Consider the following 11,853-nt stretch of genomic DNA (forward strand, 5'->3'; position numbering starts at 1 on the left):
GCGGCGGCGCGCGGCGCGCGCGGGGTGGCGGGCGACGCGCCGTCATGCCGGGCGACGCCCTGCCGGATCACCCGCAGGCGGCGACGCCCGGCGCGCGATGCCGCGCGTGGCGGCGGCACGGCCCGCGCGCATCGCCCGGCCCATGCCGCTCAGAACGGCCGCGGACACACCGACTGCAGGCCGTCGATGTGCTCGTGCAGGTCGGGCGCGATGCCCTGCCACATCGGGTCGAGGATGAAGTCGATGCCCTCGTAGCGGGCCAGCTTGGCGGCCGGGATGAAATCGGCGTCGCCGGCGACCAGGACGATCTGGTCCACCTGCTTCTTGTAGGCCAGCGCGGCGATGTCGATGCCGATCTTCATGTCGACCTGGGTCTGGCGCATGTCCGGCTCGAAGTGTTCGTCGCCGAGGTCTTCCCAGTACAGCGTGCCGTCGCGCAGCTGCTGGTAGGCGGAGAACTTGAGTTTCCACTCGTTGCGGTCGGCGATGCGGCCGAGGCGCAGCGCGAGCTTGCGCTGGCGGCGCAGCTGCTCGTGCAGGTCGCGGCGGAAGGCGGCGGCATGGGTGCGCGCGAAATCGATGGAGTCGCCGCTGATCGGCTTCACCAGCGTTTTCTCCAGCGGCGGGCAGTCGTAGAAGAAGATGCGGTAGAGCGCCTCGCGCGGGCGGTCCAGCGCCTTGAGGTGTTCCAGCGTCATGCCGAACAGGGTCTTGGCCACCGCGCGCGCGTCGTTGGCGTCGCGGTCGCCCCACACCTTGCGGTAGCGGGCGAGGAAGAAGGCGCCATCGACGAGGATGGCCGTACGCAGGGTCATAGGGACTCTCTATATGAAGGGCGGCCAGCCCGTATCCATGAAGGCCGCGTGGTAAAGCCGCGTATTGCAGCGGGCGGCATGCGCGCCGTCAAGGACGGTCGCTCAGTCGCACGCGGGCGCCGCCGCGGCCGGCTCGGCGGCGAAGTCTGGCGGCGAGGCCTGGCGCGCGTACTCGGCCGCCCGCTCGTGCAGCCAGCGGCGGACGGTGACCAGCGCCGTGCACGCCTGCGAGCGCGGCGGGTAGACCAGGTAGTAGGCCTCGGGGATGCGCAAATGGCGGCGGCCCAGCACGCGCAGCAGGCCGGCGTCGATCAGCGGGCGCGCCGTCACCATCCGCCCCAGCGCCACGCCCATGCCTTCGAGTGCTGCGCGGTGCAGCGCGTCGGTGCTGTCGAACTGGGCCACGTAGCGGCGCTGCGGCTGGCCGCCGACCAGGGCGAACCAGTCGCGCCAGCGCTCGCCGGGGTCGCCGAGCAGCGGCCAGTCGGCGAGATCCTCCACGTCGGCGCCGGCCATGCGCTCGATCAGGGCCGGCGCGGCGACGGGGGCGATCCATTCGTCGAACAGTTTCTCCACGTGCAGCCCCGGCCACTCGCCACGGCCGTAGCGCAGCGCTGCGTCCACCGGCTCGCGGGCGAAATCGACCAGGGCCACGCTCGATTGCAGGTTGAGCTCCAGCTCCGGGTGCGCCGCCACCAGCCCGGGCAGGCGCGGCACCAGCCAGCTCGACATCACGCCGGGCGTGGTGCTGAGGGTGAGCGCGTCGTGGCAGCGGTCGCGGTACATCGCCAGCGCGCGCTCGATGCCGTCGAAGTGATGGCCCACGGCGTCCAGCAGCTGGCGCCCGTCCGCGGTGAGGCGCACGCCGCGCGGGCCGCGCTCGAACAGGCGCCGCTCCAGGCGTTGCTCGAGTTGGCGGATCTGGTGGCTGAGCGCGCTCACGGTGAGATGGGCCTGCTCCGCCGCGCGCGAGAGGTTGCCCAGCCGGGCCACCAGCACGAACTGTTGCAGCAGCATGGGCGAGACGCGCGCCATCTTGAATCTCCCTCAAGGCTGGCTTGCGAATATATCGCTTTTTCGGGGCCCGGCCGGCTACGTACCTTGAGTTGGGCGCCATCGCGGCCGCCACGGGAGAGCCCGCCATGAGCACACTCTGGACCGACCTCTTGTTCCTGCACGGCCACGTGGCGCCGGCCGACCTGCCCTGGCGCAGGGACGCTCCCGTCGGCGAGCGCGGGCACGGCGCGCCGGCCCGGCCTGCGCCGATCCAGCAGCTCATCGCGCCATCATCCGCCGCGCCGCGCGGCGGCGCCTGTGAGGGCGGCAAGCCGGCCTGCGCTTGATTCCGCGCCATGGCGCATCTACCTCGGGAGTTACCTTTGACTCCCCCACCCGAGGCATCGCCATGACCCGTCGCCAGCTCGGCCGCTCGCCCCTGTCCATCGCCCCGCTCGTGTTCGGCGGCAACGTGTTCGGCTGGAGCGCCGACGAGGCGCGCTCGTTCGAGCTGCTCGACGCCTTCGTCGAGGCCGGCTTCAACCTGGTCGACACCGCCGACGTGTACTCCGCCTGGGCGCCGGGCAACCGCGGCGGCGAGTCGGAGACCATCATCGGCAAGTGGCTCAAGCAGAGCGGCAAGCGCGAGCAGGTGCTGATCGCCACCAAGGTGGCCAAGTGGGACCAGCACCCGGGCCTGTCGCCGCTCAACATCCGCCAGGCGGTGGAGGGTTCGCTCAAGCGCCTGCAGACCGACCGCATCGACCTCTACCAGGCGCACGAGGACGACGCCACGGTGCCGCTGGCCGAGACGCTGGGCGCGTTCGGCCGGCTGATCGAGGAAGGCAAGGTGCGCGCGATCGGCGCCTCCAACTACGGCGCCGCGCGCTTCGAGGAGGCGCTCAAGGTCTCGGCCAAGTACGACCTGCCGCGCTACGAGAGCCTGCAGCCCGAATACAACCTGGTCGAGCGCGCCGGCTACGAGAAGGCGCTGGAGCCACTGGTCCTCAAGGAACAGGTGGGGGTGATCAACTACTACGCGCTGGCCAGCGGCTTCCTCACCGGCAAGTACCGCAGCGAGGCGGACCTCGGCAAGAGCAGCGCGCGCGGCGGCTCGGTGAAGAAGTACCTCGACGCCCGCGGCCTGGGCGTGCTCGCCGCGCTGGACGAAGTGGCCGCCGCGCACGGCGCCACGCCGGCGCAGGTGGCGCTGGCCTGGCTGCTGGCCCGCCCCGGCCTCACCGCGCCGATCGCCAGCGCCACCAGCGTGGCGCAACTGCGCGAGCTGCTCGACGCCACGCGCCTCGTGCTGGGCCACGACGAGATCGCGCGGCTCGACCTCGCCAGCGAAACCCACGCCTGAGCCACCGCCCACGAGCGCGCAGACCCACGCCCGCATCGTGCTCGCCTCGCGCCCGCAGGGCGAGCCGGTGGCGGAAAACTTCCGCCTCGAACAGGTGCCGGTGCGGACGCCGGGCCCGGGCAGTTGCTGCTGCGCAACCGCTACCTGTCGCTGGACCCGTACCAGCGCGGGCGCATGGCTGGGCGCTGGTCGACGGCGACGCGGAGCAGCGCAAGCTCGATACCGCCGTCGCGCCGGCCAGCACGGCGCTCGCGTGTACGGCATGCCCGGCTTCACCGCCTACGCCGGCCTGCACGAGATCGGCAGGCCGCAAGCCGGCGAGACGCTGGTGGTGGCCGCGGCCAGCGGCCCGGTCGGCGCCACGGTGGGGCAGATCGCCAGGCTGCGCGACGCGCGCGTGGTCGGCATCGCTGGCGGCGAGCGCAAGCGCGCCTACGTGCGGGACGAACTGGGCTTCGACGTGGCGCTGGACCACCGCGCCACGGATTTCCCCGAGCAACTGCGCGCTGCAGTGCCGGACGGCATCGACGTGTACTTCGAGAACGTCGGCGGCGCGGTGTTCGATGCGGTGCTGCCGCTGCTCAACGACTTCGCGCGCGTCCCGGTATGCGGCACCATCGCCACCTATAACCGGCGCGACGCGCAGCCGCCGCCCGGACCGGACCGGGTGCCGGCGCTGCCCAGCCTGATCCTGCGCAAGCGCCTGACCTTCCGCGGCTTCATCCAGCGCGACTTCATGGCGCTGTTCCCGCAGTTCCTGGACGAGATGGGCGCCTGGCTGAAGGAAGGGCGGATCGCCTACCGCGAGGACTTCGTCGACGGCCTGGAGAACGCGCCGCGCGCGCTGATCGGGCTGCTGCGCGGCGAGAACTTCGGCAAGGTGGTGGTGCGCCTCGCCGAAGAGTGAGCGCGGCGGGACCGAGCACAACCGAAGCTCGACCGCAGCGCCACGGCCCGCGTCGGCGCCAACATGGGCTTTTTCATAGGGACGTCCAGACGTCCATCCGAACAAGCACCGGCCACAGCACCGCCGCGACTGGATGCGACACCGCTAGCGCGCGGTGCTCCCGGCCGCCGCCGGCGCATCCTCGGCGTCGCCCTCATCCTCGTCCGGCGCCAGCACCGTGTAGCCCTTGGCCTTGAGCTTGGCGAGGTAGCCGCCGGCGTCGAGCACGCTGTCCATCGGCAACATGGCGAAGGTGGTGGTGTTGGCGGCCAGCGCACGCTCGGCCGCCGCCAGCCAGCCGGCCTCCACCCGCGCCGGCACGTCGCTGATGCCCAGCTCCCGCGCGAAGCCCGCCCCGGTGAGCGCCTCCACGCAGGCGTCGCGGTAGCGGCTGTCGGGCAGCCGGCGCAGCGTGGCGAGGTCGCCGGTGGCCCAGGCGTTGGCGCGCTCGGTGATGGCCGGCAGGTCGTGCTCGATGCTGTCGAGGGTGCGGCCGAAGCAGGCGACGTCGTCGGGGCCGGCCTGCTTGAAGGCCTTGATCGCCTGGCGCGGCTTCTCGATCACCAGCTGGTACTGGGTCAGGGTCTGCTTCACCCCGTGCTGCTTGGCGAGCGCATCGACGGTGCCGCCGATCTCGCCGTTGCCGCGCAGGCCGTGCTGGCGCAGCGCCTTCTTGTACAGCTCCATCGCCGCGAAGATCGGCCGCCAGCGCTCCACGCCGCGGCCGTTGCCGAGGTACTGCTGCTTGAGCGGCTGCCAGCGCGCGTACAGCGCCGAGGGCAGCACCTGGTCGAGCGTCTTGCCGTCCTCGTTCTTGCGCGCGCTGTACACCGAGGGCAGCAGGAACAGCTTGCCGAGGAAGTTGGTGTCCGCCTTGACCTGCACCGAAGGCGGCTCGAGCACCTCCTGCGACTGCGCGATCACCTCGGCCACCTCGCCGGAGCGCCACTGCATGCGCTCGGGCAGCGTGCGGATCAGCCCCAGCACCCACAGCGTGTGCCCACCCCTGGACACCTTCCACAGCCCCGGCCCCGGCTGCACGCCGCTCACCGTCACGGTCTGCAGGTTGGTGATCGCGCCCGCGCTGGCGGCGGGCGCCGGCGCGTCCTGCGCCTGGGCCAGGCTCGCGCCGAGGGCGAGCAGCAGGGCCAGCCAGCTTTTCGGCTTGCGGAACATGGGACGACTCCATGATGGGAAAGGCAAAGGTAAGGGAAACCCGTAGCCCACGGACCATGCCGCACCGCCCAGGGTTCCGCCAGCCGCCCACACGATAGGCCGCCAGCCTTACCGCTGGCTGTCGCCGCCGCCCTGCCCCGCCGCCAACGCAAAGGCCCGCATCGGAGGGATGCGGGCCTCGCCTGCCGTCGCCGGCGTCGCCTTACCTGGCCGACTGGTCCACCGTGTAGTCGAACACCAGCACGCCCCTGGGCGCCAGCAGCGGGCCGACGAATTCCTTGAAGGCCTGGTGCACCGGCTCGTAGTGCGCCGGGTCGCTGATCACCGGCTGGCCAACGTAGTAGTTGCGGTCGCCCTGCGAGCGGAAGGTGACCACGAAGCCCTGCTCGAGGTTCTGGTCGGCGCCTTCGCCACTGTGCTGGAAGCCTTCCTCGATCGACACGATGTAGGGCTTGCCCTGGCGCAGGCAGGCCTTCTGCATGGCGAGGAAGCGGCGGGTGATCTCGCTGCGCTGCACCGGCGTCACCGTGTCCTTGTAGCGGAACAGCACGATGTGGCGCACCACGCCCGGCTTGTAGTCCGCGGCGGTGAAACGCTCCACGCCGGCCTGGGCCAGCTCCTGGCCGAGGCGCGCGGCGGCGGCGGTCGGCGCCTCCGCGGCGGCGGCGGGCAGCGCCAGGGTGGCGAGCGGAAGCAGGCCGAACGCCGCCACGGCGGCGAGCCGGCTCAAACGGTTCTTCATGGGTGACACTCCTTGTGAAAGCGATCCGCCCGGCGAAGGCCAGACGGGCATGCGATAGGCGGGATTATCCTCCCCGGGCGCGCGGCACCAAGCCGGCCGCGTGCAAAAGTGTTTTGCATGCGGCGGCGAACCGAGCGGACGCAGGCTCCGCATGCGTGGCGTCCAAGTCCCAGCCCGCCAGCGCCCTGTAAGGAGCGCGCTCGCGCGCGACCGTCGCGGCGCGGGCGTTCCGCGGTTTCCCGTAGACGGCGGTCGCGCGCGAGCGCGCTCCACACGGCGTCAGGCGGTCGCCAGCGTCGCCAGCGCGGCGTTGAAGGTGGCGCTCGGGCGCATGGCCTCGCCGACCAGGGCGAGGTCGGGGTGGTAGTAGCCGTGGATGTCCACCGGCCTGCCCTGGGCGCCGTTCAACTCGCCGACGATGGCCGCCTCGTTCGCCGCCAGCACCTGGGCGAGCGGGGCGAATTTCGCCTTCAGCGCGGCGTCCTCGTCCTGCGCGGCCAGCGCCTGGGCCCAGTACAGGGCGAGGTAGAAATGGCTGCCGCGGTTGTCCAGTTCGCCGACCTTGCGCGCGGGCGAGCGGTTGTTGTCGAGGATCTTGCCGTTGGCCTGGTCCAGCGTCTTCGCCAGCACGCCGGCGGCGGCGTTGCCGTAGTGCTCGGCGAGGTGTTCCAGCGAGGCGGCCAGGGCCAGGAACTCGCCCAGCGAATCCCAGCGCAGGTAGTCCTCCTGCAGGAACTGCTGCACATGCTTGGGCGCGGAGCCGCCGGCGCCGGTCTCGAACAGGCCGCCGCCGGCCATCAGCGGCACGATGGAGAGCATCTTGGCGCTGGTGCCCAGCTCCATGATCGGGAACAGGTCGGTGAGGTAGTCGCGCAGCACGTTGCCGGTGACGGAGATGGTGTCCAGGCCGCGGCGGATGCGGTCCAGCGAGAAGCGCGTGGCCTCGACCGGCGAGAGGATGCGGATGTCCAGGCCCGAGAGGTCGTGGTCCTCAAGGTAGGCCTTCACCTTGGTGATCATCTGCACGTCGTGGGCGCGCTGCGGGTCGAGCCAGAACACCGCCGGCGTGTCGGAGAGGCGCGCGCGGGTGACGGCGAGCTTGACCCAGTCCTGGATCGGCGCGTCCTTAGTCTGGCACAGGCGCCAGATGTCGCCGGCCTCGACCGCGTGCTCCAGCAGCAGCTTGCCGCTCTCGTCGATCACGCGCACCGTGCCGGGCGCGGCGATCTGGAAGGTCTTGTCGTGCGAGCCGTATTCCTCGGCCTTCTGCGCCATCAGGCCCACGTTGGGCACGCTGCCCATGGTGGCCGGGTCGAAGGCGCCGTGCGCCTTGCAGTCCTCGATCACCGCCTGGTAGACGCCGGCGTAGTTGCGGTCGGGGATCACCGCCTTGGTGTCCTGCAACTGGCCCTGCGCGTTCCACATCTTGCCGGAGTCGCGGATCATCGCCGGCATCGAGGCGTCCACGATCACGTCGCTGGGCACGTGCAGGTTGGTGATGCCCTTGTCGGAATTGACCATCGCGAGCGCCGGCCGCCTGGCGTACTCGGCCTCGACGTCGGCCTTGATGTCGGCTTGCTTGTCGGCCGGCAGTGCGGCGATGCGCGCGTAGAGGTCGCCGATGCCGTTGTTGGGATCGAAGCCGATCGCCTTGAGCGTCTCGGCGTGCCTGGCCAGCGCGTCCTTGTAGAACTCGCCCACCACCACGCCGAACATGATCGGGTCGGAGACCTTCATCATGGTGGCCTTCAGGTGCAGCGAGAACAGCACGCCCTGCCGCTTCGCATCCTCGATCTGCGCGTCGACGAAGGCGGCCAGCGCCTTGCGGCTCATCACCGCCGCGTCGATGATCTCGCCGGCCTGCACCGCGGTCTTGGCCTTCAGCACCGTCTCGCTGCCGTCTTCGCCAGTCCACACGATGCGCACGCTGCCGGCCTTGCCGATCAGCGCGGATTTTTCGCTGCCGTAGAAGTCGCCGCCCGCCATGTGGGCCACGTGCGATTTCGAATCCGCGCTCCACGCGCCCATCCGGTGCGGGTGCTTGCGCGCGTAGTGCTTCACCGAGGGCGGCGCGCGACGGTCGGAGTTGCCCTCGCGCAGCACCGGGTTCACCGCGCTGCCCTTGACCTTGTCGTAGCGCGCCTTGACGTCCTGCTGCGGCGCGTCCTTCGGCTCGTCCGGGTAGTCCGGCAGCGCGTAGCCCTGCGCCTTGAGCTCCCCGATCGCGGCCTTCAGCTGCGGCACCGAGGCGCTGATGTTGGGCAGCTTGATGATGTTGGCGTCCGGCGTGGTCGCCAGCGCGCCGAGTTCGGCCAGGTCGTCGGCGACCTGCTGGCCGCCCTCGAGGTAGTCGGGGAACTGCGAGAGGATGCGGCCGGCCAGCGAGATGTCGCGCGTCTCCACCGCGATGCCCGCGGGGGCGGTGAACGCCTCCACGATGGGCAGCAGCGACTGGGTGGCGAGGTAGGGCGCTTCGTCGGTCAGCGTGTAGATGATCGTGGGCGTGGGCGTGGGGGACATGGCGTGCGCGGGTTCCCTGGCAAGGGCGGCAAGGCCGCGGAAGATGGCCGCACATTGTCGCCCGAATGCCATGGCGGGACCACCGGGCGACCGTCCCGGCCCGGTATGCGAGAATCGCTGTTCGCCATCCCATGCCGCTCCATGCACGATCACGACCCGGCCATCCTGCTGCAGCAGACACCATGGCGCTCGTATTTCGACGAGCGCACGCTCAAGCGCGCCCAGGCCTATGCCCGCAACGGTTGCGTGTCGGCGCTGCGCACCGACATGCTGGACGGGCGCCTCATGCTGCGCGCCAAGGTCGAAGGCAGCTACGGCCAGCGCTACGACTGCCGCGTGGACGTGGATATCTCCGGGCCGGACGTCGAGGACGCCGCCTGCAGCTGCCCGGTCGGCGTCTACTGCAAGCACGCGGCCGCCATGCTGATCGCGGCCGGCGGCGACACCGCCGCCCGGCTCTCGCCGCCGGCTCCCGGCGTGCCGGCCGCCGCCCTGGAGGCATGGGAGCGCTGGCTGCACACGCTGGCCATATCGCCGGAGCGCCAACACCAGGCGGAGCCGGAGCGCTGCTTCGGCGTGCTGCTGCGTAGCAACGGCCGCCAGCCCGTGGCGGGCCTGCTGGCCCTGCCCGCCTGGCTGCGCCCCTCGAAGAACCGCCAGCGTCCCGGCCTGGCCGATCCGCAATCGCTGCTGCTGCACGATGAGCTGGGCGCGGTGCCCGTGCCCGCCGGCGGCTGGCCGGCGGAGACGGCAGCGGCGCTGGTCACCCTGATGCAGCGCCAGTACGTCCAGGTGGGCAACCAGCGCTGGGCGCCCATCCGCGCCCGCCACGAGGAACAGGCCCTGGAGCATCTGCTGGCGCATCATCCGGTCTGGTTCGAGCGCGCCTCGGCGCCGCTGCAGCGCGCCGAGCCGAGGCCGCTGGAACTGCACTGGCACGAAGCGGACGACGGCAGCCAACGCCTGGCCGCGCGCGTGGACGCCGCCGACGCCCTCCTGCTGCACGGTGCCGGGCTCTGGTACATCCAGCCGAGGCTGGGCCGCTACGGCCGCGTCGACGGCGATGCCCGCATGCTGGAGCAGTTGAGCCAGGCGCCCGTGCTGTCGCCGGCGCAGGTCGCCGCGCTGCGCCAGCGCCTGCGACGGGGCGACCTCCCCCACACACTGCCCGAGCCGGTCGACCGGGGCCCGGTCGAGTCGATACGCACGCCCCCACAGCCCGTACTGCGCCTGCGTGCCGCCACGCTGCGACACTGGAACGGGCGCAGCCACGAGGTCGGCCTCGCGCGCCTGGCCTTCGACTACGCCGGCAGTCTGCTGCCGGCCGCCGGCGGCGGCGCCATCGAGCACCGGCGGCACGGCGAGGGCCTGCGCGAAATCCACCGCGCGGCCGATGCCGAGCAACGAGCCTTGCGGCAGCTGGATAAGCTGGGCATCGTGCCGCTGGCCCCGGTGACCTACGAATATGCGCTACCCCATACCGATTTCACGCTCGACGATCGCGTCCTGCGCCCCGCCAAGCGCCAGCCGCCGCGCGCACCGGACGACTGGCGCGACGTCCTGGACACGCTCGCCGCGGCCGGCTTCCGCCTCGAGTACGAGCCGGGCTACCCGCACGACACGCTGGTCCCCATCGACGGCTGGCACGCCGAGCTGGCACCGAGCGGCAACGCCTGGTTCGACGTGGCGCTGGGCATCGACGCGGGCGGCGAACGGCTCGACCTGCTGCCCATCCTGCGCCGTGTGCTGGCTGATCCGGCGTTTCCGCGCCACGCGCCCAAGGGCGAGAAGAAGCACGCCACCTGGCGCGTGGCGCTGGACGGCGAGCGCAGCATCGAACTCCCGCTGGCGCGCCTGCGCGCGCTGATCGAGCCGCTGCTGGAGTGGCTCGAGGACGAGGGCGGGCTGCGCCTGCACCGCAGCCAGGCGCCCGCCCTGCAGGCCCTCGCCGACGACACGCAACTGCACTGGCGCGGCGACGACGCCCTGCGCGCGCAGCTCGAACGGTTGCGCCAGGCCGGCGCGCAGCGCGCCAAGCTCCCCCGCGGCTTCAAGGCCACCCTGCGCCCCTACCAGCGCGATGGCCTGGCCTGGCTGGACTTCCTCGGCGCGGCCGGGCTCGGCGGCATCCTCGCCGACGACATGGGGCTGGGCAAGACGGTGCAGGTGCTGGCCCACATCCTCGGCGAGAAGCAGCGCGGCCGGCTCGACGCGCCGGCGCTGGTGGTGGCGCCCACCTCGCTGGTGGGCAACTGGCAGGCCGAGGCCGCGCGCTTCGCGCCAGCCCTGAAGGTGCTGGTGCTCCACGGCGCCGACCGTGCCGACCGCTACGATGCCATCGCCGCTCACGACCTGGCCATCACCACCTACCCCCTGCTGCCGCGCGACCGCGACCGGCTGCTCGAGGCGCGCTTCGCCCTGCTGGTGCTGGATGAAGCGCAGGCGATCAAGAACGCCAGCAGCCAGGCGGCCCGGGTCGTGCGCGAGATACCCGCCGCGCGCCGGCTGGCCATGACCGGCACGCCGCTGGAAAACCACCTCGGCGAGCTGTGGGCGCAGTTCGACGCGGTGGAGCCGGGCCTGCTCGGCAGCGAACGCCAGTTTGCGCGGCACTACCGCACGCCGATCGAGAAACACAACGACCACGACCGCCAGCAGCGCCTCAACCGCCGCATCGGCCCGCTGCTGCTGCGCCGACGCAAGGACGACGTGCTCACCGACCTGCCGTCCAAGACCGAGATCGTGCACATGCTGGACCTGGAAGGGGCGCAGCGCGCGTTGTACGAAACCCTGCGCCTGGCCCAGCACGAGCGCGTGCGGCAGGCGGTGCAGGAGCGCGGGCTGGCGCAAGCGGGCATCGTGGTGCTCGACGCCCTGCTCAAGCTGCGCCAGGCTTGCTGCGATCCGCGCCTGGTCAAGCTGGCCAGCGCGAAGAAAGTACGCGCCAGCGCCAAGCTCGATGCCCTGCTGGAGCTGCTCGAGGGCCTGCTCGACGACGGCCGCCGCGTGCTGCTGTTCTCGCAGTTCACCGAGATGCTGGCGCTGATCGAGGCGGCGCTGCTCAAGCGCGGCATCGCGCACCAGACGCTCACCGGCCAGACCCCGGCGCGCGAACGCACCGCCCGCGTCGAGCGCTTCCAGCGAGGCGAGGTGCCGCTGTTCCTTATCAGCCTCAAGGCCGGCGGCACCGGCCTCAACCTCACCGCCGCCGATGCGGTGATCCACTACGACCCGTGGTGGAATCCCGCGGTGGAGGCCCAGGCCACCGATCGCGCCCATCGCATCGGCCAGGACA

The 11,853-nt window shown here is 71.7% G+C and carries 8 protein-coding genes and 1 pseudogene; 4 read left to right on the top strand and 5 right to left on the bottom strand.

Going from position 1 to position 11,853, the window contains the following annotated elements:
- Positions 1–149 precede the first annotated feature (149 nt).
- Both ACH65_RS12460 and ACH65_RS12465 read right to left on the bottom strand, forming a co-directional pair.
- Positions 150–815 carry an NYN domain-containing protein gene (locus ACH65_RS12460; RefSeq protein ID WP_049622927.1) on the bottom strand — a complete coding sequence of 222 codons (666 nt, stop codon included), beginning with the start codon at positions 813–815 and terminating at the stop codon, positions 150–152.
- A gap of 102 nt (positions 816–917) precedes the next feature.
- Positions 918–1,850: a LysR substrate-binding domain-containing protein gene (locus ACH65_RS12465; protein ID WP_049622928.1), complete on the bottom strand. Its 933-nt coding sequence runs from the start codon at positions 1,848–1,850 to the stop codon at positions 918–920.
- Between the two features lie 107 nt (positions 1,851–1,957).
- Here ACH65_RS12465 and ACH65_RS12470 point away from each other — a divergent pair, with 107 nt between their 5' ends.
- The 3 genes and pseudogenes from ACH65_RS12470 to ACH65_RS12480 all read left to right on the top strand — a co-directional run bounded on the left by ACH65_RS12470 (position 1,958) and on the right by ACH65_RS12480 (position 4,081).
- Positions 1,958–2,158, top strand: a complete 201-nt coding sequence (locus ACH65_RS12470; RefSeq protein ID WP_153242586.1) for a hypothetical protein — start codon at positions 1,958–1,960, stop codon at positions 2,156–2,158.
- A 62-nt stretch (positions 2,159–2,220) separates the two neighbouring features.
- Positions 2,221–3,174 (top strand): aldo/keto reductase, encoded by a 954-nt coding sequence (locus ACH65_RS12475; protein WP_049622930.1) that lies wholly within the window; start codon positions 2,221–2,223, stop codon positions 3,172–3,174.
- Between the two features lie 34 nt (positions 3,175–3,208).
- Positions 3,209–4,081, top strand: a pseudogene (locus ACH65_RS12480) (NADP-dependent oxidoreductase).
- 144 nt (positions 4,082–4,225) lie between these two features.
- Here the strand turns inward: ACH65_RS12480 and ACH65_RS12485 are convergent.
- From ACH65_RS12485 to ACH65_RS12495, 3 genes are all read right to left on the bottom strand, one after another.
- Positions 4,226–5,296: a TraB/GumN family protein gene (locus ACH65_RS12485; protein ID WP_049622931.1), complete on the bottom strand. Its 1,071-nt coding sequence runs from the start codon at positions 5,294–5,296 to the stop codon at positions 4,226–4,228.
- A 202-nt stretch (positions 5,297–5,498) separates the two neighbouring features.
- Entirely contained in the window at positions 5,499–6,038 is a 540-nt protein-coding gene (locus ACH65_RS12490; RefSeq protein ID WP_049622932.1) for a Dabb family protein, read from the bottom strand.
- A gap of 279 nt (positions 6,039–6,317) precedes the next feature.
- The gene (locus ACH65_RS12495; protein ID WP_049622933.1) at positions 6,318–8,558 is read right to left on the bottom strand and encodes an NADP-dependent isocitrate dehydrogenase; all 2,241 of its coding nucleotides are present in this window, start codon (positions 8,556–8,558) and stop codon (positions 6,318–6,320) included.
- A gap of 141 nt (positions 8,559–8,699) precedes the next feature.
- On the opposite strand from ACH65_RS12495, the gene ACH65_RS12500 reads away from it, so the two are divergent.
- A partial coding sequence (locus ACH65_RS12500) for a DEAD/DEAH box helicase (RefSeq protein WP_049622934.1) occupies positions 8,700–11,853 on the top strand: 3,154 nt, incomplete at its 3' end.

Source organism: Frateuria defendens, assembly GCF_001182895.1.
Lineage (GTDB): Bacteria > Pseudomonadota > Gammaproteobacteria > Xanthomonadales > Rhodanobacteraceae > Frateuria_B > Frateuria_B defendens.